The sequence below is a fragment of the Ruegeria sp. CI1 genome (assembly GCF_056536925.1).
Genome location: NZ_JBQFQP010000005.1, coordinates 61,787 through 84,132 on the forward strand (window position 1 = coordinate 61,787; position 22,346 = coordinate 84,132).

The 22,346-nt window shown below is 62.3% G+C and carries 21 protein-coding genes; 16 read left to right on the top strand and 5 right to left on the bottom strand.

What is annotated here, in order from left to right; genetic code table 11:
- Positions 1–76: 76 nt before the first annotated feature.
- Positions 77–2,533 carry an ATP-dependent helicase gene (locus ACR0LZ_RS07350; protein WP_480749141.1) on the top strand — a complete coding sequence of 819 codons (2,457 nt, stop codon included), beginning with the start codon at positions 77–79 and terminating at the stop codon, positions 2,531–2,533.
- Here ACR0LZ_RS07350 and ACR0LZ_RS07355 read toward each other — a convergent pair.
- The 3 genes from ACR0LZ_RS07355 to ACR0LZ_RS07365 all read right to left on the bottom strand — a co-directional run bounded on the left by ACR0LZ_RS07355 (position 2,530) and on the right by ACR0LZ_RS07365 (position 3,764).
- Entirely contained in the window at positions 2,530–2,820 is a 291-nt protein-coding gene (locus ACR0LZ_RS07355) for a DUF1330 domain-containing protein (protein ID WP_480749142.1), read from the bottom strand. The genes ACR0LZ_RS07350 and ACR0LZ_RS07355 overlap by 4 nt on opposite strands.
- A gap of 369 nt (positions 2,821–3,189) precedes the next feature.
- A complete protein-coding gene (locus ACR0LZ_RS07360; protein ID WP_480749143.1) occupies positions 3,190–3,411 on the bottom strand; it encodes a DUF1127 domain-containing protein in 222 nt (73 codons plus the stop codon).
- Positions 3,412–3,416: 5 nt separating this feature from the next.
- Entirely contained in the window at positions 3,417–3,764 is a 348-nt protein-coding gene (locus ACR0LZ_RS07365) for a hypothetical protein (protein ID WP_480749144.1), read from the bottom strand.
- 605 nt (positions 3,765–4,369) lie between these two features.
- Here ACR0LZ_RS07365 and mraZ point away from each other — a divergent pair.
- The 8 genes from mraZ (at position 4,370) to murD (ending at position 13,742) form a co-directional block, all read left to right on the top strand.
- Positions 4,370–4,873: a division/cell wall cluster transcriptional repressor MraZ gene (gene mraZ, locus ACR0LZ_RS07370; RefSeq protein ID WP_480749146.1), complete on the top strand. Its 504-nt coding sequence runs from the start codon at positions 4,370–4,372 to the stop codon at positions 4,871–4,873.
- The gene (gene rsmH / locus ACR0LZ_RS07375; protein ID WP_480749147.1) at positions 4,854–5,873 is read left to right on the top strand and encodes a 16S rRNA (cytosine(1402)-N(4))-methyltransferase RsmH; all 1,020 of its coding nucleotides are present in this window, start codon (positions 4,854–4,856) and stop codon (positions 5,871–5,873) included. Before mraZ ends, rsmH begins: the two co-directional genes overlap by 20 nt.
- Positions 5,870–6,238 carry a cell division protein FtsL gene (gene ftsL / locus ACR0LZ_RS07380; RefSeq protein WP_480749148.1) on the top strand — a complete coding sequence of 123 codons (369 nt, stop codon included), beginning with the start codon at positions 5,870–5,872 and terminating at the stop codon, positions 6,236–6,238. Before rsmH ends, ftsL begins: the two co-directional genes overlap by 4 nt.
- Positions 6,235–8,022 carry a peptidoglycan D,D-transpeptidase FtsI family protein gene (locus ACR0LZ_RS07385; protein ID WP_480749149.1) on the top strand — a complete coding sequence of 596 codons (1,788 nt, stop codon included), beginning with the start codon at positions 6,235–6,237 and terminating at the stop codon, positions 8,020–8,022. The genes ftsL and ACR0LZ_RS07385 overlap by 4 nt, the downstream gene beginning before the upstream one ends.
- Positions 8,023–8,043: 21 nt before the next feature.
- Entirely contained in the window at positions 8,044–9,525 is a 1,482-nt protein-coding gene (locus ACR0LZ_RS07390) for a UDP-N-acetylmuramoyl-L-alanyl-D-glutamate--2,6-diaminopimelate ligase (RefSeq protein WP_480749150.1), read from the top strand.
- On the top strand, positions 9,522–10,916 hold the full coding sequence (locus ACR0LZ_RS07395; protein ID WP_480749151.1) for a UDP-N-acetylmuramoyl-tripeptide--D-alanyl-D-alanine ligase: 1,395 nt from the start codon (positions 9,522–9,524) through the stop codon (positions 10,914–10,916). Before ACR0LZ_RS07390 ends, ACR0LZ_RS07395 begins: the two co-directional genes overlap by 4 nt.
- Before the next feature lie 24 nt (positions 10,917–10,940).
- Positions 10,941–12,023 (top strand): phospho-N-acetylmuramoyl-pentapeptide-transferase, encoded by a 1,083-nt coding sequence (mraY, locus tag ACR0LZ_RS07400; RefSeq protein ID WP_480749152.1) that lies wholly within the window; start codon positions 10,941–10,943, stop codon positions 12,021–12,023.
- A gap of 318 nt (positions 12,024–12,341) precedes the next feature.
- Positions 12,342–13,742, top strand: coding sequence for a UDP-N-acetylmuramoyl-L-alanine--D-glutamate ligase (gene murD, locus ACR0LZ_RS07405; protein WP_480749153.1), 1,401 nt, complete (start codon positions 12,342–12,344; stop codon positions 13,740–13,742).
- A 66-nt stretch (positions 13,743–13,808) separates the two neighbouring features.
- Here murD and ACR0LZ_RS07410 read toward each other — a convergent pair whose 3' ends face one another.
- Positions 13,809–14,993: a BaiN/RdsA family NAD(P)/FAD-dependent oxidoreductase gene (locus ACR0LZ_RS07410; protein ID WP_480749154.1), complete on the bottom strand. Its 1,185-nt coding sequence runs from the start codon at positions 14,991–14,993 to the stop codon at positions 13,809–13,811.
- Between the two features lie 130 nt (positions 14,994–15,123).
- Here ACR0LZ_RS07410 and ftsW point away from each other — a divergent pair, with 130 nt between their 5' ends.
- The 7 genes from ftsW (at position 15,124) to ACR0LZ_RS07445 (ending at position 20,947) form a co-directional block, all read left to right on the top strand.
- A complete protein-coding gene (gene ftsW, locus ACR0LZ_RS07415) occupies positions 15,124–16,287 on the top strand; it encodes a putative lipid II flippase FtsW (protein WP_480749155.1) in 1,164 nt (387 codons plus the stop codon).
- On the top strand, positions 16,287–17,384 hold the full coding sequence (locus tag ACR0LZ_RS07420) for a UDP-N-acetylglucosamine--N-acetylmuramyl-(pentapeptide) pyrophosphoryl-undecaprenol N-acetylglucosamine transferase (RefSeq protein WP_480749156.1): 1,098 nt from the start codon (positions 16,287–16,289) through the stop codon (positions 17,382–17,384). The genes ftsW and ACR0LZ_RS07420 overlap by 1 nt, the downstream gene beginning before the upstream one ends.
- Positions 17,381–18,781: a UDP-N-acetylmuramate--L-alanine ligase gene (gene murC / locus ACR0LZ_RS07425; RefSeq protein WP_480749157.1), complete on the top strand. Its 1,401-nt coding sequence runs from the start codon at positions 17,381–17,383 to the stop codon at positions 18,779–18,781. The genes ACR0LZ_RS07420 and murC overlap by 4 nt, the downstream gene beginning before the upstream one ends.
- 155 nt (positions 18,782–18,936) lie before the next feature.
- Complete coding sequence (locus ACR0LZ_RS07430) at positions 18,937–20,124, top strand: APC family permease (RefSeq protein ID WP_480749158.1); 1,188 nt, start codon at positions 18,937–18,939, stop codon at positions 20,122–20,124.
- Positions 20,121–20,375 carry a DUF2484 family protein gene (locus ACR0LZ_RS07435; protein WP_480749159.1) on the top strand — a complete coding sequence of 85 codons (255 nt, stop codon included), beginning with the start codon at positions 20,121–20,123 and terminating at the stop codon, positions 20,373–20,375. Before ACR0LZ_RS07430 ends, ACR0LZ_RS07435 begins: the two co-directional genes overlap by 4 nt.
- Complete coding sequence (locus tag ACR0LZ_RS07440) at positions 20,372–20,638, top strand: DUF2484 family protein (RefSeq protein ID WP_480749160.1); 267 nt, start codon at positions 20,372–20,374, stop codon at positions 20,636–20,638. Before ACR0LZ_RS07435 ends, ACR0LZ_RS07440 begins: the two co-directional genes overlap by 4 nt.
- A 15-nt stretch (positions 20,639–20,653) precedes the next feature.
- Positions 20,654–20,947, top strand: coding sequence for a hypothetical protein (locus ACR0LZ_RS07445; protein ID WP_480749161.1), 294 nt, complete (start codon positions 20,654–20,656; stop codon positions 20,945–20,947).
- 6 nt (positions 20,948–20,953) lie between these two features.
- Here the strand turns inward: ACR0LZ_RS07445 and ACR0LZ_RS07450 are convergent, their stop codons facing one another.
- Positions 20,954–22,258 (bottom strand): adenylate/guanylate cyclase domain-containing protein, encoded by a 1,305-nt coding sequence (locus ACR0LZ_RS07450; RefSeq protein WP_480749162.1) that lies wholly within the window; start codon positions 22,256–22,258, stop codon positions 20,954–20,956.
- Positions 22,259–22,346 lie beyond the last annotated feature (88 nt).

The window sequence follows — 22,346 nt, forward strand, 5'->3', positions numbered from 1 at the left end:
AGGAAGGCGCAGAAAGAATGGAACAAGGAGTGAACAAACCCTTTCCCTTAGCCCTTGAAACGCGTAGTTTGCGACCATGAGCAGTTTTGACGAAATGGACGCTTTCGAGGGCGCATCGCTGTCGGCGTGGGCTATGGCCGTGCGTCCTTCGCCCTATCTGGATGATCTGAACCCGGCGCAACGTGACGCGGTCGAACGTCTGGACGGCCCGGTTCTGATGCTGGCCGGGGCGGGGACGGGCAAGACCAAGGCGCTGACGGCCCGAATCGCACACCTTCTCAACACGGCACGTGCGCGCCCGAACGAGATTCTGTCGGTGACTTTCACCAACAAGGCTGCGCGCGAGATGAAAGAGCGTGTGGGCCGCTTGCTGGGTCAGCCCGCTGAGGGGATGCCATGGCTGGGCACCTTCCACTCGATCTGTGTAAAACTGCTGCGCCGCCACGCGGAACTGGTCGATCTGAAATCGAACTTCACGATTCTGGACAGCGACGACCAGCTGCGACTGCTCAAGCAACTGGTTCAAGCCGCCAATATCGACGACAAACGCTGGCCGGCACGAATGCTGGCGGGGATCATCGATGACTGGAAAAACCGTGCGCTGACGCCCGACAAGGTGCCTGCGGCGGATGCCGGGGCCTATAACAACAAGGGCATTGAGCTCTATGCCCAGTACCAGATCCGCCTGCACGAGCTGAATGCGGTGGATTTTGGTGACCTGCTTTTGCACATGGTCACGATTTTCCAGACCCACCCGGATGTTCTGGAACAATACCAGCGCTGGTTCCGCTACATCCTTGTGGATGAGTATCAGGACACCAACGTCGCCCAGTACCTGTGGTTGCGCCTGCTGGCCGGGGGGCACAAGAACATCTGCTGCGTGGGTGATGACGATCAATCAATCTATGGCTGGCGCGGGGCCGAGGTCGGCAACATCCTGCGGTTCGAAAAGGACTTTCCTGGAGCCTACGTGGTGCGGCTGGAGCAGAACTATCGCTCAACCCCGCATATTCTGGCGGCTGCGTCGAACGTCATTCGGGGCAACGAAAGCCGTTTGGGTAAAGAGCTTTGGACCGACAAGCCCGAGGGCGAAAAGGTCCGTCTGATCGGCCATTGGGACGCCGAAGAGGAAGCCCGCTGGATATGTGAGGAAATCGATGCAATGCGAAGCGGTACCCGAGGTATGCGACCCTTTGAGCTAAATGAAATAGCGATAATGGTTCGAGCTACCCACCAAATGAAAGTGCTTGAGGATCGGTTTCTGAAGATCGGCATGCCATATAGAGTTGTTGGTGGGGTGCCCTTCTACCGTAGATTGGAAATCAGGGATGCAATTGCCTATTTCCGCGTCGTGGTCAGTTCTGACAATGATCTGGCTTTCGAGCGAATCGTAAACACGCCTAAGCGCAGTTTAGGAGAGAAGGCGCAACAGACGATCCAGCGCACCGCGCGGGACCATGGTGTGTCTCTGCTTCAAGGCGCGCGGATCGCGGTCGAGCAGAGGTTGATCAAGGGCAAGGGTGGCGTGGCTTTGCGCGAATTGGTCGATGGGCTGGCGCGCTGGAATGCGATGACCCGCGGCCCACAGATAGAAATCGATGATGATTCAGTGATTGATAACGGTGCCGAACCTGTCCGGTATGGCGATCCTGAGGTTTCACATATTGAATTGGCTCAGATGATCCTAGATGAAAGTGGTTACACTGAAAGTTACTTAAAACCACTTTCCGATGAAGAGCTAAGAATGGACCCAAGCCCGCCACGTAGTCCACGTGATCACGAGGCTGCCGGACGGTTGGAAAACTTGAAGGAGTTGGTCAACCATTTGGGCGAATTTGAGAATCTGCAAGGTTTTCTCGAGCATGTAAGTCTGGTCATGGATAACGAGCAGGACAATGATGAGCCAAAGGTCTCGATCATGACACTTCATGCAGCTAAGGGTTCAGAGTACCCTGCGGTTTTTCTTTCGGGATGGGAGGAGGGGCTGTTTCCGTCCCAGAGGTCGATGGATGAAACTGGGTTGAAGGGGCTCGAGGAAGAGCGCCGCCTCGCCTATGTGGGCATCACTCGCGCGGAGGAAGTTTGCACAATTTCATTTGCCTCCAATAGATTAATTTTCTCTGGTGACTTTAAAGGTTGGCAATCGATGTTGCCGTCACGCTTCATTGACGAGTTGCCCGAGGACCATGTCGAGGTGCTGACGCCTCCGGGCCTTTATGGCGGTGGGCATCAGACGGCGGGCATAGAAACACGTGCGGCCGAAGCCAATGTCTATAACTCGCCGGGCTGGAGACGGTTGCAGGCGCGGCAGGGCCAATATGGCATGTCGCAACCCCGCGAAAGCCGCAACTCGGTGATCGACGCCACCGCACTGGCCAGTTTCACGCTGGGCGAACGCGTGTTTCACCAGAAATTCGGCTATGGCGCGGTGATCGGCATTGAAGGCGACAAGGTCGAGGTCGTTTTCGACAAAGCGGGCACCAAGAAAGTGGTCGCGCGGTTCCTGTCGGCCAAGGACGATGTGCCGTTCTAGACGCCTTCGACCAGCACCATGTTCGTGGAGGCCGTGGCTTTCCTGATTTTCGCGAGTTCAATGTAGTCTGGATCGTTCTTCCAGGCCGTTGCCGTCTCAAGGTCCGGAAACTCCATCAGGACGATTCCGCCTTCGGGCCAATTGCCCTCCACACAGTCCACGGGCTTGGATGACACTGTCAGCAAACGGCCTTTGTAGCGATCGAAAATCGGCATGAAGCCTTTCAGGTAGTCCTGATACCCATCGGGGTCGTGAATCTTCAGTTGGGCAATGAAATAGGCAGCCATGGCGTCCTCGCTCTTGAAGCCGGGGCGTAAATGCTACTCCGGCACAACCAAAAAAGAAACGGCGGTTCCCAGGGAGGAGGAGGGGAACCGCCGTTCTTTGCAACATCGAGGCAGGGAGGAGGAGAGCCCCGATGCAGTCGGACCCGGGTATTGACCCGGTATGAGGTCGCGGCAATGCCAGGGAGGAGGAGAGGCATCGCCGCGCGCTTTCAACACCGGAATCAGGGAGGAGGACCCGGTGTATCAGCTCCCGGCGTTCAGGGCCGGTATTCTTTGCGGCGGCACCAGGGAGGAGGAGGATACCGCCGCTGAAGTTCAGACCCGCAGGGAGGAGGACGCGGGGCTGAATTCCAATTTCTATTGCGTCCGTTACGCGAAGTGTTCGTTGACCGCCTGAAGCGCAACCTGACGGATCATCGATCGGTTCAGCCCGAGATCATCCAGTTCACGTGCCGACAGGGCCGACAGTTCGTTCACGGTCTTGCGGTACATCAGATGTCGGCCCACACGGGATTTTGCAGCCTCTAGAAGCGCTGAGAATCCAAATCCTTGCGCACCTTTGTGGGTGATATGTTCGCTCGTTGATGCCATCGTATCTAACCTGATCTTTTTCGTTCTGCCGTATCGCTGCGGCGTTGCTTGAGACTGAAAATAAGCAAATGCTGCAGGTGCACAATGGCTTCCGTGGTCAAAGCGGGTATGCGACAATTGCATAGATTGCCCCCTTGCGCGGCTGGCGGGCCGGCGGGATCAAAATTCACTGGCACTTTTTCAACTCTCGCCGCCATAAAAGTACCTGATTTGCTGCGACTACCCAGGGCGCGCCTCCAAGTTGACGCCAGATACTCCGAGAAGGTTACTTCAAACCGCCTGTGTTGCTTCCGTTGTTCAATGCGGACAGCGAAACCGAAGCGCCGTGTTTGATCCTGGATACGGGATTTCATGGGAAGCGCTCAAATTCGAGCCAGTCGGCATGGGATGCTCACTAATCGCTCATGGGAATACCGGGTGATTCGCGCCCTCTAAGTGGGGTGAAAGGTGAACATCCTGACGTAATCAAAAAAGTTCCTCGCCGTTCTGAATTTTCTTGGGAATTCATGGGATAAAATTACCGGTACGCTGTCCGTACTATATCTAGTATACGATTGTTGTTTAGTTACATCATGCGGCAACAATGACTCAAATTTCTTCAATCTGTCTTGTATAAAATACTGCGAAGCAGGCAATTCGAATGGGAGTTGTTCCCAAATTCCTATTGATTTCCATGAATTCCCATGGCATCCCTAGTTCATCCGATGAGGACGAGGCAGCAGGGGCGCTAAACGACCCCGACATAAATCCAAAGGTTTCATACAGGCATCTCGCTTTCATCGAACCAAGAGATCCGGCGCGCGAGCGAGCAGACATCCCCCCAGGTGGCGCGCGCAGCTGGACTTCCCGCAAGGCGGGCAAATGCGGCGGGTTGATCAGTGGCAGCAGATCAACTCGCCGTTTTTAACTTCTGGGGGTCGGAATTTTGTTGGGGGCGCAAGCGAAAGGGACAGTCGGCTTGGCGCGCAGGTTCAGAGGCGAAAGCCACCACAAGGTGGACAACAAGGGCAGGGTCTCGATCCCGGCCTCGTTTCGCCGTGTGCTTGAAGCGGGCGATCCCAACTGGCAATCCGGCGGCAATCCCGAACTGGTAATCGTCTATGGTGACCACCGCCGAAAGTTTCTTGAATGCTACACCATGGAAGCGATTGACGAGGTTGATGCTAAGATAGATGCACTTCCGCGCGGTTCGATGGAGCGCAGGATGCTTCAGCGCCTGTTCCACGGTCTGTCGTTCCCGACCAATGTGGACGAAACGGGGCGTCTGGTGCTTCCGGCCAAACTGCGTGACAAGATCAAGCTCGAAGGCGACGCTTTTTTTATCGCCGCCGGTGACACGTTCCAGATATGGAAGCCCGAAACTTACACCCATGAAGAACTCGCTTTGACCGAGGAGTGGCTGGACGAGTTGCCAGACGATTTCGATCCGATGCAGTTCCTTGATGGCCCAAGGGATGGGTGACGGCATGGCCGCCGCTGCCCTATCCTCCTCGAATGATCCGCACATCCCCGTTCTGCTGCGCCCCTTGCTGGCTGCGGTTGCACCGGTGTCGGGCGTTTGGTTGGATGGCACCTTCGGCGCGGGTGGCTATACCCGCGGTCTGCTGGAGGCCGGGGCAGACAAGGTCATCGCAGTCGATCGTGATCCGCTGGCCTTTGAGATGGCGGCAAGCTGGGCTGGTGCCTATGGTGATCGGCTGGTGATGCAGCCAGGTGTGTTTTCGCGCATGGATGACTATGCCGGGGGCCTCGACGGCATCGTCCTGGATCTTGGCGTCTCCTCGATGCAGCTCGACCAGGCCGAGCGCGGGTTCTCCTTTATGAAGGATGGCCCCCTGGACATGCGGATGAGTCAGGATGGGGAAAGCGCAGCCGATCTGGTGAACACCGCGCCCGAAGCGGCTCTGGCCGATATTCTGTTCCACTATGGTGAGGAACGCGCCAGTCGACGCATCGCCAAGGCCATCGTCCGGGCTCGCACCGAAGCGCCAATCACAACGACCTTGCGTCTTGCCGAAATCATCGAATCCTGTTTGCCGCGCGCCAAGCCGGGGCAGTCCCATCCGGCGACACGCTCGTTCCAGGCTCTTCGGATTGCGGTCAACGCGGAATATGAAGAGCTGTTTCTGGGTCTCATGGCTGCGGAACGGGCGTTGAAACCGGGCGGACAACTGGCGGTCGTCACCTTTCATTCGATTGAAGACCGGATGGTTAAACGCTTTTTACAGGCGCGGGCGGGTAAGACCGGACGCGCCAATCGGTACGCCCCCGAGCAACAGGAAGATCAGCCGCAATTCATTCTGAAAACGCGCAAGGCCGTCGGCCCCGACGATCAGGAGTTGGCCGAGAATCCGCGCTCGCGGTCAGCCAAGTTGCGCGTCGCGGTACGTACCGACGCCCCGGCGGGGGAAATTGATGCCCGCGCCATCGGAATGCCTCAGCTTAGTGGGGGAGCGAGATGAAAAGTTTGATGTATGTGTTGACCGCTCTGGCCGTGTTCGGGCTGGCATTGTGGGCGTATCAGGAAAACTATCGCACCCAGCAGGTGCTCAAGGAAACTCAAGGACTGCAGCGTCAGATCGGCGCGGCACAGGCCCGGCTTGCGATTCTACGTGCTGAATGGGCTTATCTCAATCGGCCCGATCGGCTGCGTGAACTGGCGGACCTGAATTTCGAACGTCTGGGCTTGCTGCCTCTTCGGGCCGAGCAATTCGGAAGCGCCGATCAGATCGCCTATGGCGAAGACCCTGACCTGCCCATCGTCGATCCGATCGAGTTGCAGGCGGTTACCGAGTTCGAATCGCTGGGTGAGGTGGAAATCCCATGACCCGCACACCGCTCCGCCCTCTGGCCCGCATCCTCGACGCCCGCTCCCGTGGTGAAAATCCGGACCTGATCGAGCGCGAAAACATCCGCAAGCGCCACGAAGAGATGAAGGACCGCGCTCGTACTCGCGCGGAGGGGCGCTTGCTGGTATTGGGCGTGTTCTTTTTTTGCGCATTTGCCGTGGTTGGCGCCCGGATGGGGATGCTCGCGACGTCCGAGGCGCAAGAGCCGCTGGCTACCGCGCCCGGAGCAAATATCGCCATGCAACGGGCGGAAATCGTGGATCGTGAAGGGCGCATACTCGCCACCAATCTGGAAACCTATTCCGTCTATGCCCAGCCGCCGAACATGATCGATCCCGTCGCGTCGGCCGAAGGGCTTGTGCGGATTTTCCCGGATCTGGACAAGGATCGTCTCGTCAAGGATTTCACCGGCAAGCGCAAGTTCCTGTGGATAAAAAAGCGCATCTCGCCTGAACAGAAGCAGGCGGTGCACGATATCGGCGATCCCGGCATCCTGTTCGGTCCCCGCGAAATGCGCCTTTATCCCAATGGCCAGCTTGCTGCGCATATCCTTGGCGGTTCCGGTTTTGGCCGTGAAGGGGTGAGTGCTGCCGAAGTTATCGGCGTTGCGGGCGTCGAAAAGCAGTTTGACGGCTATCTGCGCGACCCCGCCAACGGCAACAAGCCACTGCAACTTTCGCTGGACCTGACAATCCAGTCGGCGGTCGAACGGGTACTGCTCGGCGGCATGAAGATCATGAACGCCAAGGGGGCCTCGGCCGTCTTGATGAATGTACACACGGGCGAAGTGATCTCGGCGGCATCATTGCCCGCATTCGATCCCAATGATCGCCCGCGACCGCCGACCAGTGGATTTGATCCCTCGGACAGCCCGCTGTTCAACCGCTATGTGCAGGGCGTTTATGAGTTGGGATCTGTCTTCAAGATCTTCACGGCAGCGCAGGCCATAGACCTTGGGCTGGTGAACTCGGAGACCATTATCGACACGTCCGGCCCGATGCGCATCGGGCGGTTCCCGATCGGCGAGTTCAACAACAAGAACTATGGCAAGATCAGTGTGGCGGATGTAATCGTCCACAGCTCGAACCGGGGGACCGGGCGGCTGGCGCTGCAGATCGGGGCCGAGCGGCAGCAGTCGTTTCTGGAATCCCTCGGCATGTTCGATCCGACCCCCTTCGAGATTGTCGAAGCTTCGGGCGGCGCGCCGCTCAAGCCCAAGAAATGGGGCGAGTTGAGCACTGTCACCGTGTCTTACGGGCATGGCTTGTCGACCAGCCCGATGCATCTGGCGGCCGGCTATGCCGCGCTTGCCAATGGTGGCCACTATGTCAGCCCCACAATCCTGAAGCAGCGCGGGCCACAACACGGACCCCGCGTGATGTCCGAAAGCGCGGCAAAACAGGCGCGGGCGATGCTGCGCAAGGTGGTCACCAGCGGCACAGCCAGCTTTGGCGAAGTGCCGGGCTATGACGTGGCTGGCAAGACCGGTACCGCCGACAAGCCGAAACCGCGAGGCGGCTATTACGAAGACAAGGTGATTGCCACCTTTGCCACCCTGTTCCCTGCTTATGATCCGAAATATGTCCTGATTGTCACTTTGGATGAACCTTCAATCGTGGCATACGGCGAAAAGCGCCGGACGGCGGGCTGGACGGCGGTTCCGGTGACGGCGGAACTGATCGGGCGGGTGGCCCCGTTGCTGGGGTTGCGACCGCGGCTTGAGCCTGAAGCGGGCGCTGCTATAACGCTGACCTCAAACTAGACAGCACGAGGCAGATTGGTCATGGGCGCAAGGTCAAAAACTCTCGGTGAATTGGCCCTGACCGCACGAGGTGGACGCAATCCAGCGGTCACAGGCCTGGCCGTGGACAGCCGAGAGGTCAGGGATGGATTCCTCTTTGCCGCGTTGCCGGGCACCCGCGTGCATGGTGGCGAGTTCATCCAATATGCCCTGCGCATGGGGGCCGTCGCTGTTTTGACGGATGCAAAGGGGGCCGAAATCGCCAGGGACGAATTGGCAGCTTCTGATGCGGCACTGGTCGTGGCCGAGGACCCGCGTCAGGCGCTGGCCTATACCGCGGCGCTCTGGTTCGGTGCCCAGCCAGAGACCATGGTGGCGGTGACCGGCACCAACGGAAAGACATCCGTCGCCACTTTCATACGCCAAATCTGGATCGAACTGGGCCACAGCGCTGTCAATCTGGGTACAACCGGCGTCGAGGGCGCATGGACCGCGCCGCTGGCCCACACCACGCCCGAGCCAATCACTTTGCACCGGACGCTGGCCGAGGCTGCGGCCAACGGCATAACCCACGCGGCGATGGAGGCTTCCTCGCATGGTCTGGAACAGCGTCGCCTGGACGGCGTCCGGCTCAAGGCGGCGGGGTTTACCAATTTTACCCAGGACCATCTGGATTATCACGACACGTTCGAAGCCTATTTCGCCGCCAAGGCGGGTCTGTTCCGCCGCGTGTTGTCGCCCGACGGAACGGCAGTGATCAATCTGGACGACCCCAAGGGCGCGGAAATGCGCGCCGTGGCCGCCGCGCGCGGACAGGAGATTCTGACCGTCGGACGCACGGGCGGTGATGTGAGTCTGCTGAACCAACGCTTTGACGCCACCGGGCAGGATTTGCGGTTTTCCTGGCGCGGCAAGACGTTCCAGTCCCGGCTGAACCTGATCGGTGGGTTTCAGGCGGAAAACGTGCTACTGGCCTGCGGGCTGGTCATTGCGGGCGGTGATGACCCTGAGCGAGTATTCGAAACCCTGCCGCATCTGACGACCGTGCGCGGGCGGATGCAGTTGGCCGCCACCCGTGACAGCGGGGCGGCGGTCTTTGTCGATTATGCTCACACACCCGACGCGGTGGCGACCGCGCTCAAGGCCATGCGCCCGCACGTGATGGGCCGGCTGATCGCTATCGTAGGTGCCGGTGGCGACCGCGACGCTACCAAGCGCCCGTTGATGGGCCGGGCAGCGGCGGAAAATGCCGACATCGTATTCGTCACTGACGACAACCCGCGAAGCGAAGATCCCGCAACCATCCGGGCCGCCGTGATGGGCGGAGCGCCGGAGGCCACCGAGGTGGGCGACAGGGCCGAGGCGATCCTGCGCGGTGTCGACGCCCTGCAACCGGGTGATGCGCTGCTGATTGCGGGAAAAGGCCATGAAAGCGGGCAGATCGTGGGGGATCAGGTTTTACCGTTTGACGACGCCGAACAGGCCAGTATCGCCGTGGCCGCGCTGGATGGGAGGGTGGCATGACGCTCTGGACCGCAGACGAAGCCGCTCGCGCTACCGGAGGGCGCGTAACTGCTGACTGGCAGGCAAATGGCGTTTCAATTGATACCCGCACTCTGCAGAAGGGCGATCTTTTCGTGGCTCTCAAGGCCGCGCGCGACGGGCATGACTTTGTAGCGCAGGCGTTGGAAAAAGGCGCAGGCGCCGCGCTGGTTTCGCGCGTTCCCGAAGGCGTGTCTGCCGATGCGCCGCTCTTGATTGTAGAGGATGTGCAAGCCGGTCTTGAAGCACTCGGTCGGGTTGCGCGTGCCCGGACAGTCGCCAAGGTCGTGGCGGTTACTGGTAGTGTCGGCAAGACCTCGACCAAGGAAATGCTGGCAGCGATGCTGGCGGGTCAGGGTAAAACCCATGCCAGTGTCGCCAGCTACAACAACCACTGGGGCGTGCCACTGACGTTGGCGCGGATGCCGCGCGACACCGAATTCGCGGTCATCGAGATCGGCATGAACCACCCCGGAGAGATTGCCCCGCTTGCCCGTCAGGCCCGCCCGCACGTCGCGTTGGTCACCACCGTGGCGGCCGTGCATCTTGAGGCGTTCGACTCGGTCGCAGACATTGCTCGCGAAAAGGCCGCCATCTTCGACGGGCTGGAGTCGGACGGCACAGCCATCGTCAATGCCGACATAGATCACGCGGGCATCCTGCGCAGTTTTGCCGAACGGCAGGGTGCCCGGATCGTCGAATTCGGGAAAAAAGCGTCTGATTACAGACTTTTGAATGTAATCAGTCGGGGTGACGAAACCCGCGCTCGCGCAGAGTTTGATGGATCGGGGTTCGAATTCGAAGTCCTTTCCGCCGGAACCCATTTCGCGATGAACGGCCTTGGTGCTCTGGCCGCCTGCGTTGCGCTGGGCGTAGATCTGGACCGGGCCGTTGACGGTCTGCGCCGTTGGACCCCCTATGAAGGGCGCGGTGTACGCGAAAGGATCTCGCTGCCTGGCGGCGGTGAGATCGAGTTGCTTGATGACAGCTACAACGCCAATCCGACATCGATGGCCGCGGCGCTGGACGTTCTGGCCGCGGCCTCGACCATGCGCCGCTTGGCGTTTCTGGGCGACATGAAGGAGCTGGGGTCGCAAGAGGCGGAGATGCACGCGGCAATGGCCGGGATCGACGCCATGGCTCGTGTCGATATGGTTCACTGTATCGGCCCGCTGATGCGGGCGCTGCATGCGGCATTACCTGACAGCAAGCGCGGTTTGTGGACCGAGACAAGTGCAGAAATGGCCGACCGCCTTGCACAGCTTGTTCAGGCTGGCGACGCCGTGCTGGCCAAGGGGTCGCTCAGTATGGGGCTCGCGAGGATCGTTGACGGCGTACGAAAAATGGGGCAAGGCCCCGCGGTCGAGGGATGACGCGCGCGTAAGGAAGGTTTCGAGATGCTCTATTGGTTGACGGCCCTGTCGGACGGAGGCGATTTCTGGAACCTCTTCCGTTATATCACCTTCCGCGCGGGTGGGGCTTTCATGACGGCGCTCATCTTTGGTTTCCTGTTCGGCAAGCCGCTGATCAACGTGCTGCGCCGCAAGCAGGGCAAGGGCCAGCCTATCCGCAACGACGGCCCCGAGGCGCATTTCTCCAAGGCCGGAACGCCTACGATGGGTGGGTTGCTGATCGTGGGCGCGCTGGTCACCTCGACGCTTTTGTGGGCGCGGTTGAGCAATCCTTTCGTGTGGCTGGTCCTGTTCGTGACGCTGGCCTATGCGGCAATCGGTTTTGCCGACGACTACGCCAAGGTGTCCAAGCAGAACACCAAGGGCGTGCCGAGCAAGCTGCGGCTGGCGCTGGGCATCATCATCGCGGTGATCGCGGCGCTCTGGGCCACGTTCAACCACCCGGCGGAGCTTCAGAACCAGCTGGCGCTGCCGGTGTTCAAGGACACGCTGATCAATCTGGGCCTTTTTTATATACCGTTTTCCATCTGCGTCATCGTCGGTGCCGCCAACGCGGTGAACCTGACCGATGGTCTGGACGGGCTGGCGATCATGCCTGCGATGATCGCCGCCTCGACGCTGGGAATCATCGCCTATGCGGTGGGGCGGGTCGACTTTACCGAGTATCTGGACGTGCATTACGTGCCGGGAACCGGCGAGATCCTGATCTTTACCGCTGCCCTTTTCGGGGCGGGTCTGGGCTTTCTGTGGTACAACGCGCCGCCTGCTGCGGTGTTCATGGGGGATACCGGCTCGCTTGCGCTGGGCGGGGCGCTGGGGGCGATTGCGGTGGCCACCAAGCACGAGCTGGTGCTGGCGATTGTTGGCGGGCTTTTCGTGGTCGAGGCGCTGAGCGTGATCATCCAGGTGCTCTATTTCAAACGCACCGGCAGGCGGGTGTTCCTGATGGCGCCGATCCATCACCATTACGAGAAAAAGGGCTGGGCCGAGCCGCAGATCGTCATCCGGTTCTGGATCATCTCGCTGATCCTGGCGATGATCGGACTGGCGACGCTGAAGGTTCGGTAGCGTCGAACTGTCCGAATTGTACAGGGTTTGAAGGACGTGTTGACCGAATTGTACCAGTCGGCCCTGTCAATCTTTTGGCAGGATTTCCACTTTCCGCCCCATCCCGGCGCGCGGCGTTTACCCGCGATCAATGAAGGTTGACGCTTTTTCAATCGCCGGGAGTTTGTATGCTGAGGCGAGTTGGTGAGTAACGTCCGACCCATTCCTCCCGGATCAAAATGCTCCTCTCGCAAAAGCCCTGAGCTCGGACCTCCCACCCGCTTTTCAAATCGGTGACGATCCGTTAGCGAGGAAGCCGGAACATGTGAGGGCAGGTGGATGATCCCCGTCAGAGGATTTGACAATCAGAAAGTGGCGGTGCTGGGGCTGGGCCGGTCGGGGCTGGCGGCGGCGCGGGCGCTCAGGGCGGGCGGGGCGGAGCCTGTGTGCTGGGACGACAACCCGGCCGCGCGCGAGGCGGTGGAGGCCGAGGGCTTTGTCTGCGCCGATCTGCGCCGTCAGGGCGCGTTTGACGATGTGGCGGCGCTGATCGTCAGTCCGGGCATTCCGCATCTTTACCCCGAGTCCAATCCGGTGGTGCGCGCGGCGCTGGACGCGGGCGTGCCGGTGGACAATGACATCGGTCTGTTCTTCCGCTCGTTCGCGGGGCCGGACTGGAACAATTTCGACCGGCCGCCGCAGGTTGTGGCGGTGACCGGATCGAACGGGAAATCGACCACGGCGGCGCTGATCCATCACATCCTGACCGAGGCCGGGCGGCCCTCGCAACTGGCGGGCAATATCGGGCGCGGAGTGCTGGATATCGAGCCAGGGCAGGATGGCGGCGTGGTGGTGCTGGAACTTTCGAGCTATCAGACCGAGCTGGCCCGCGCGCTGACGCCGGATGTGGCGGTGTTCACCAACCTCAGCCCCGATCATCTGGATCGCCACGGCGGCATGGGCGGATATTTCGCCGCCAAGCGGAGGCTGTTTGCCGAAGGCGGGCCGGACCGGGCGGTGATCGGCGTGGACGAGACCGAGGGCTTGTTCCTGGCGGGGCAGATGTCTGAAGGGCCGGGCGATGACCGGGTGATCCGCATTTCGGTCGCGCGCAAGCTGACCGGGCCGGGCTGGCAGGTTTTTGCCCGCAAGGGGTTTCTGGCGGAATATCGCAAGGGACGGCAGGCGGCCTCGATCGATCTGCGCGGAACCCGGGGGCTGCCGGGCGCGCATAACCACCAGAATGCCTGTGCCGCTTACGCGGCCTGCCGCACGCTGGGTCTGGCACCGAGGGTGATCGAGGCGGCGCTGCACAGCTTTCCCGGTCTGCCGCATCGCAGCCAGATCATCGCCGAGGCGCGTGGCGTGACCTATGTGAACGATTCCAAGGCCACCAATGTGGACAGCGCGGTCAAGGCGCTGGGCGCGTTCCGCAAGATCCGCTGGATCTGCGGCGGGCTGGAGAAAGACGGGGGGCTGTCGCCGTTGAACGCGGCCTCGGGCGAGGTGATCAAGGCCTATGTCATCGGGCGCGAGGCGGCGGGGTTCGCCATGCAGCTGGAGGTCGAGGCCGAGGTCTGCACCACCATGGCGGCGGCGGTCGAGCGGGCGATGGCCGAGGCGCAGGAGGGCGAGACGGTTCTGCTGGCCCCGGCGGCGGCGAGTTTCGACCAATATGACAACTTCGAGCGGCGCGGCGAGGATTTCACGGCCGAGGTGCGAGGCCGGTTGGCCGGGTAAGGGGCGCTGCCCCCGGCGCGCGGGGGCGCGCGGCTCTACCGGAGTATTTGGGAAAAGATGAAGGCCTCAGCGGGTGGTCGCGGCGATGGCGGTGCCGGCGGCGTGGCCCGAGGACCAGGCCCATTGGAAATTATAGCCGCCCAGCCAGCCGGTCACATCCACCGCCTCGCCGATGGCGTAGAGGCCGGGCAGGGATTTGGCCTGCATCGTTTTCGAGGACAGCGCACCGGTGTCGATGCCGCCCAGGGTGACCTCGGCGGTGCGGTAACCTTCGGTGCCCGAGGGCGTCAGTTGCCAGTCGCCGAGGGCCGCGCAGAGGGCGGCGAGCCTGGCATCGGACTGGTCGGCGAGATTGCCATCGAGCGGCAGGATCGGTTTGAGGTGTTCGACCAGCCGCGCCGGCAGGTGGCGCGACAGTTCGGTCGTCAGCGCCTTGCGGCCTGAGTGCTGGCGCTGGCTGCGCAGCTTTTCGCAGAGGTCGGTATCGGGGATCAGGTTGACCGAGACCGCCTCGCCCTCGCGCCAATAGCTGGACAGCTGGAGGACGGCGGGGCCGCTGAGGCCGCGATGGGTGAAGAGGAGGGCTTCGTCGAAACTGGCGCGCGCATTGGAGAGCCGGACGGGCAGCGAGACCCCCGCGAGGTCGCTGAACCGGCCTTCGGGAAAGGTGAAGGGGACCAGCGCGGCGCGAGTATCGGTGACCGGCAGGCCGAATTGCCGGGCGATATCATAGGCAAGGCCGGTGGCGCCCATTTTGGGGATCGACTTGCCGCCGGTGGCGAGCACCAGGTTGGCGCAGGTTGCCTCGACCCGGTTGCCGTCGCGGTCCAGCCCCAGCGCAAAGACGCCGTCGCGGTGATGCAGGTCCGTCAGGGTGGTGGACAGCCACAGCTCGGCCCCGGCCTTTTCCGCCTCGGTCACAAGCATTGAGACGATCTGTTTCGAGGAGCCGTCACAGAAAAGCTGCCCCAGCATCTTTTCGTGCCAGGCGATGCCGTGGCGGTTCACCAGATCGATGAAATCCCATTGCGTATAGCGGGCCAGTGCGGATTTGCAGAAATGCGGGTTCTGCGACAGGAAATTTTCTGGGCCCGCGTACAGGTTGGTGAAATTGCAGCGCCCGCCGCCCGAGATGCGGATTTTCTCGCCCGGAGCGCGCGCGTGATCGATCACCAGCGTGCGCCCGCCGCACCGGGCGGCGCACATCAGGCCGGCGGCCCCGGCGCCCAGGATGATCGTGTCGAACCTCATGCCCCGGCCTTGGCGCGGATTGACGCCAATGACAAGAGGAAGAGGCTGGCCTGAAAAGGATTTTGCCTGTAGAATCGCGTTCAGATCCCGAAAACGGGACGTGTACGAGGCAGATAGTGGCGGTAATCTCATGACTGAGATGGTGTATGGTGCCGTGCCCGAGCGGCGCGGCGAACCGATCCTTCCCAAATGGTGGCGGACGATCGACAAGTGGACGATGTCCTGTGTGCTGATCCTGTTCGTGATCGGCCTGTTGCTGGGGCTGGCCTCGTCCCCGCCGCTGGCATCGCGAAATGGTTTCGATCCGTTCCACTATGTCGAGCGGCAGGCGTTTTTCGGCGGGCTGGCCGCCGTGGCGATGCTTTTGACCTCGATGATGTCGCCGGTGCTGGTGCGGCGGCTGGCGGTGATCGGCTTTGTCCTGTCTTTCGTGGCGCTGGCGCTGCTGCCGTTTCTGGGCACCGATTTCGGCAAGGGCGCAGTGCGCTGGTACAGTCTGGGATTTGCCTCGGTGCAGCCTTCGGAGTTTCTCAAGCCCGGCTTCATCGTCGTGGCCGCCTGGCTGTTTGCCGCCGCGCAGGAGATCAATGGCCCGCCGGGGCGTCTGTGGTCGTTTGCGCTGTGCATGGCGATTGTCATGATGCTGGTGTTGCAGCCCGATTTCGGGCAGGCCTGTCTGGTGCTGTTCGGCTGGGGCGTGATCTATTTCGTGGCCGGAGCGCCGATGCTGCTGATGCTGGGCATGGCCGGGGTCGTGGTTCTGGGCGGCATGCTGGCCTATTCCAATTCCGAGCATTTCGCCCGTCGCATCGACGGGTTTCTGAACCCTGACGTCGATCCGACCACGCAGCTGGGCTATGCCACCAACGCCATCCGCGAGGGAGGGCTGTTCGGCGTTGGCGTCGGCGAGGGGCAGGTGAAATGGTCGCTGCCCGATGCCCATACCGATTTCATCATCGCGGTGGCGGCCGAGGAATACGGGCTGATCCTGGTGCTGATCGTCATCGCGCTTTACAGCCTGATCGTGGTGCGCTCGCTGCTGCGGCTGATGCGCGAGCGGGACATGTTCATCCGTCTGGCGGGAACCGGTCTGGCGTGTATGTTCGGCGTTCAGGCGATGATCAACATGGGTGTCGCGGTACGGCTGTTGCCGGCCAAGGGCATGACGCTGCCCTTCGTCAGCTATGGCGGTTCGTCCCTGATCGCTGGGGGCATTGCGCTGGGCATGTTGCTGGCCTTTACCCGCACGCGGCCGCAGGGCGAACTGGGTGACATTCTTCGCGGACGGGGATGATGGGCAAGCCGTATCTTCTGATCGCCGCCGGGGGAACCGGCGGTCATATGTTTCCGGCTCAGGCGCTGGCCGAGGCGATGCTGAAACGCGGTTGGCGGGTGCGCCTGTCGACGGATGCGCGCGGCGCGCGCTATACCAAGGGCTTTCCGCATTCGACCGAGATTGCCGAGGTCGCCTCGGCCACGTTCGCGCGCGGCGGGCTGGCGGCCAAGGCGCTGGTTGGGCCGACGATCGCGGGGGGCGTCACCAGCATGGCGTTCCAGATGCTGCGCGACCGGCCCGACGTGGTGGTGGGCTTTGGCGGCTATCCGTCGATTCCGGCGCTGGGCGCGGCCACGATGCTGCGCGTGCCGCGCATGATCCATGAACAGAACGGGGTGCTGGGTCGGGTCAACCAGATATTTGCCACCCGCGTCGCTCATGTCGCCTGCGGCGTCTGGCCGACGCAGCTGCCCGAGGGGGCGCATGGCATCCACACCGGCAACCCGGTGCGTGCGGCGGTGCTGGAGCGCGAGACGGCGGGGTACATCCCGCCCGGCGACTATCCGATGTCGATCCTTGTCATGGGCGGGTCGCAGGGCGCGCGCATCCTCAGCGATACGGTGCCCGGCGCGATTGCGGCGCTGCCCGAGGGCATGCGCCAGTATATCCGCGTGTCGCATCAGGCCCGCGAGGAAGATGGCGAGCGCGTCACCGCCTTTTACGACGCGCATGGTATCAAGGCCGATGTAAAGCCTTTCTTTCAGGATATCCCTCGGCGGATGTCCGAGGCGCAGCTGGTCATCAGCCGGTCGGGCGCGTCCAGCGTGGCGGATATTTCCGTGATCGGGCGGCCCTCGATCCTGATCCCTTTTGCTGCCGCCGCAGGCGATCACCAGACCGCCAATGCCCGCGGGCTGGTTCAGGCCGGGGCCGCGATCATGATCCCCGAAAGTGCCCTTGACGTTTCCGCCCTGTCGGAGCAAATCACGACGATTCTGACCAACCCGCAAGCCGCCCAGAAAATGGCCCGCGCCGCCCGGTCGGTCGGGGCGCCCGACGCGACCGAGCGTCTGGTCGCCCTTGTCGAAGAACTGGCGCGAGAGGAGACCGCATGACCCCCGCAACCAAACTGCCGCAAGACGTAGGCCCCATTCATTTTGTCGGCATTGGCGGCATCGGCATGTCGGGCATCGCCGAGGTGTTGCTGAACCTTGGCTATCAGGTGCAGGGGTCGGACCTGAAGGGGTCAAAGATCACCGACCGGCTGGAGCGCCTTGGGGCACGGATCTTTGTCGGCCAGAGCGCCGAGAACCTGGAAGGGGCCGAAGTTGTCGTGGTCTCGACCGCGATCAAGCGCGGCAATTCCGAACTGGACGGCGCGCGGGCGCAGGGCCTGCCGGTGGTGCGGCGCGCGGACATGCTGGCGGAACTGATGCGGCTGAAATCCAACATCGCGGTTGCCGGGACGCATGGCAAAACCACCACGACCACGATGATGGCCGAGCTGATGGTGGCGGGTGATTTCGACCCGACCGTGATCAATGGCGGCATCATCCACGCCTATGGAAGCAATGCCCGCATGGGGCAGGGCGAGTGGATGGTGGTCGAGGCGGATGAGAGCGACGGTTCCTTTAATCGCCTGCCCGCAACCATCGCCATTGTCACCAATATCGACCCCGAGCATATGGAACATTGGGGTGATTTCGACAGGCTGCGCGACGGATTCTACGAATTCGTCTCGAACATTCCGTTCTATGGTCTTGCCGTTTGCTGCACCGATCATACCGAGGTGCAGGCGCTGGTGGGGCGCATCACCGACCGGCGCGTGCGCACCTATGGGTTCAACGCGCAGGCGGATGTGCGGGCGGTGAACCTGACCTACAAGGGCGGTGTGGCGCATTTCGACATTCATCTGCAGCACGAGGACAAGGTGATCGAGGGTTGCACCCTGCCGATGCCGGGCGATCACAACGTGTCGAACGCGCTGTCGGCAGTGGCGGTGGCGCGGCATCTGGGCATGAAGGCGGCGGAAATTCGCGAGGCATTGGCCAGGTTCGGCGGCGTCAACCGTCGCTTTACCAAGGTTGGCGAAGTGAACGGCGTCACCATCATCGACGATTACGGCCATCATCCGGTCGAGATTGCCGCTGTGCTCAAGGCCGCGCGTCAGGCCACGGAAGGCCGGGTGATCGCGGTGCATCAGCCGCACCGCTATACCCGCCTGTCCAACCTGTTCGACGATTTCTGCACCTGTTTCAACGATGCCGATGTCGTCGCCATCGCCGAGGTCTATGCCGCCGGCGAGGACCCGATCGAAGGTGCCAGCCGCGACGATCTGGTGGCGGGCCTGATCCGCCACGGCCACCGCCACGCCCGCGCCATCCTGAACGAGGACGATCTGGAACGCCTGGTGCGCGAACAGGCCCGCCCCGGCGACATGGTTGTCTGTCTGGGGGCCGGGACGATCAGCACCTGGGCCAATGGCCTGCCCGAGAGATTGGAGAGCCAGTAGCCCGGGTTGGCAGCCGCGCGTCGCTTCAAGTGCCTGTGACAGCGAGACTAATTGCCGCCTCGGAAACAATAAAGTTGGATTATTCGCGTTCTGCGCGTATTCTGTAGCCGCCGGACAACGATCCGGCCTAGTCGTAAAGACGTAAGGGGTACAATATGGCGCAGGAGCTCAAGCGCCGTATAGGGTTGGGTCTGTTGACCGCCTATGGCGTTGGCGTGATGGTCGGCGCAGGGATCTATGTGCTTGTCGGTGCCATTGCCGCGGATGCCGGGATTTGGGCGCCGCTTGCCTTCGTTCTGGCCGGTCTCATCGCTGCGCCCACTGCATTGAGCTATTCCGAGTTTTCCACCCGCCTGCCCGAGGCGGCGGGCGAGGCGGCCTATGTGGGCACTGGCCTGAGCAGTCAGGCGCTGGCGCTTTTGGTGGGTCTGGCGGTGGTGGCCGCCGGGACGGTGTCTGCTGGGGCGGTGCTGCGCGGTGGGGTGGGATACCTGACCCATGCCATCGATGTGAACGCGACGGTGGCGATACTGGTGCTGGGCGTCGCCCTGACTGCCGTTGCCGTGTTCGGCGTGCTGGAAAGCCTTGCGCTGGCCGCGATTTTTACCGTGATCGAGCTGACCGGTCTGGGGCTGGTCAGCTGGGCGGGGCTGAGCGGCGAGGCGTCTGCGGACTGGACAATGGCCGCGCCCCCGGTCTGGACCGGGATCGGGCTGGGAGGTGTGCTGGCCTTTTTCGCCTTCATCGGGTTCGAGGACATCGTCAACATGGCCGAAGAGGTGGACCGACCGGAACGGACCATGCCGCGCGCGATCCTGATTTCGCTGGCGATTACCTCGGTGATCTATTCGCTGGTCAGCTGGGCCGCGGTGCGGGCGGTGCCGCTGGCCGAGCTGTCCGCCTCGACCAGCCCGCTGGCGCTGGTCTGGCAGACCGCGCGTGGCGGGTCGGGCGAGTTTCTGTCGGCCATCGCGGTGTTCGCGGCGCTGAATGGGGTGCTGGCGCAGATCGTCATGGCCAGCCGGGTTCTGTTCGGACTTGGCAAGCGCAACCCGGCTTTGGGCGTCTTTCATCAGGCGCATCCCCGGCTGGGGACACCGGTGCTGGCCACCGTGCTGATCGGAGCCGTGGTGATCGGTGCCGCGCTGTACGTTCCCTTTGCGACGCTGGCAGAGACCACATCCGCGATTCTGCTGGGCGTTTTTGCTCTGGTCAACCTCGCGTTGATCGTCCAGAAGCGGCGCGAACCCGATGCCCGATTCCGCGTGCCGATGGCGGTTCCGGTGCTGGGCCTTGTCTTGTCTTTAAGCGCGCTTGCCGTCGCCATAGGAGGGATCGCATGAACCTGCTGGTCGTTCTTGCCATCGCCTGGGTCTTTGCCGCGACCGCCGTGGCGTTTCTGCCGATGCGCCGCCAGTATGCGCCGGGCGTCATCCTGCTGGCCGCTGCGCCGGTGCTGATCGCAGCCCTTTGGGTTCATTACGGCTGGGTTCTGGGGCTTGCGGCGCTGGCGGGATTCCTGTCGATGTTCCGCAATCCGCTGATCTATTTCTGGCGCAGGTGGCGCGGTCTGGAACCGGAGGGGCGGAAATGACGATTTCCCTTACTCTCGCCTGCATCTGGGCCGTTGCGGCAAATGTACTCGCCTTGACTCCGAGCAAGGACAACCACTGGCGCAAGGCCTATGCCCTGATTGCCGTCGGCATCCCGCTTGTGGGGTATGTCACCTTTGAAAACGGCCCCTGGATCGGGTTGATCGTACTGGCCGCTGGCATGTCCATGCTGCGGTGGCCGGTGATCTACCTGACCCGCTGGGTGCGGATGAAGCTGCTGGGGCCGAAGGCGGCGAAGAAATAATTCGGAGACCTCGTCATGGGGAATATCGCTACTCTTGCCTATCTGCCGCTGATCGCGCTGGTAACCGGCCTTCTTGCCGGGTTCGTCGCGGGCCGCTGGATGGGATTTCGCAACCTGCTGTGGCTGATCGGCCTGACCTCGGCGGTGGCGCTTGGGCTGATCATCATGCTGACCACGGTCGGCACCGGCGAGGAGGAGCGCGCCTTTGCCCCCTTCGTCTGGCTGACCGGCGGCGTGCTGCCGTTCCTGTTCGCGGTGATCATGGGCGGTGTCGGCGGGCGCAGTCTGGCCAATCGCGCCGGGGCCTGACCGTTGTCAGGTTGCTGAGCCTGTCAGGCGCCACACCGGAACCTCGCCCAGCCCCTTGATGTCAGCTGGTCCCAAGGAGGTAAGGTCGAACCGATCTCTCAGCGCCTGCTCCATGGCGGCGCTGATCAGGGCGGTTCCGGGTTCGGCCAGTGTCTGCAGCCGGCTGGCAAGGTTGACGGTGTCGCCCCACAGGTCATAGCCGAACCGCGACTCGCCGATCACCCCGGCCAGCACCGGCCCGCAATGCAGGCCGACCCTGATTTGCAGCCGCTCATCCTGTGCCGCGTCGAGTTCCGCTGCGTGGGCCAGCATGTCCAGTGCCAGCCCCGCCGCCGCGCCTGCGGCGTCCGGGTGCGTCTGGGGCACGCCGCCAGCCACCATATAGGCGTCACCGATGGTCTTGATCTTTTCCAGCCCGTGCCGGTCCACCAGCCCGTCAAACGTGTTGAACAGATCGTCCAGCGCCGAAACCACCGCTTCGGGCGTCTTCCGCGCCGCCAGCTCGGTAAAGCCCACGACATCGGCAAACAGAACCACCGCATTTGGCACGGTATCGGCGATGCGTTCCTCGCCGCGCTCCATCCGGGCCACGATGCTGCCCGGCAGGATACGGGTCAGCAGGTCGAAATAGCGCGACTTCTGGCGCTCGATCTCGCGCTCGCCGAGAAATTCGTGCCGCCGCAGCATGTTCAGCTGGTGCACGGCAAAGCCGCCGACCAGAAGCACCACCAGATACTGGAAATAGATCGTCACCAGACTGCCGAAGGCCAGATCCCGAGCCAGCGTGAAGCTGAGTGCAAAGACAAGGGTGCAGACCGATCCGATCGCGACGGCGGTGGTGAAGCTCAGCGGCAGGATGAAGAACAGAAACATCTGGATGATCACAAAGCCCGAGAGGTATTCGTCGGGGGTATCGGCGATCAGGTTGAGGAAAGCATAGCACAGCGTCGCGGTGCCGATGGCGATCCATGCCAGTATCCCGGGCCGTTGCCGGAACGCGCTGACATAGGTCATCGCATAGATGGAACCTGCGCCGGGGAGGGCCACGATCAGGCGGATCAGTACCGCCATGCCGGCCTTTTCCGGGATGACGGCCCAGTCGAGCAGGGCAAAGATCAGGCTGGCGGCCCCGGCCAGAACCGCCGACAGCCGGTATCGTTTCAGATCGCGCTCGCGTCGGGCCTCCTGAAACCGGCGCTCCAAATCCGGGTCGGCAAGCCGGGCGGTCAGCTTGTCGATGTCTGGCAGGTCGGGTCCGGTTCTTCGTGACATGGTGCCGGCAATCGTGCCGGGCAAAGGCTTGCCGATCAAGGGCCGGTTTTCCCGCGTCGGGGCGGTCTTGGGCGTTGTTCCGGAGGGCAAACCCGGATAAATGCACCGAACCGGCCAATATGAAAGA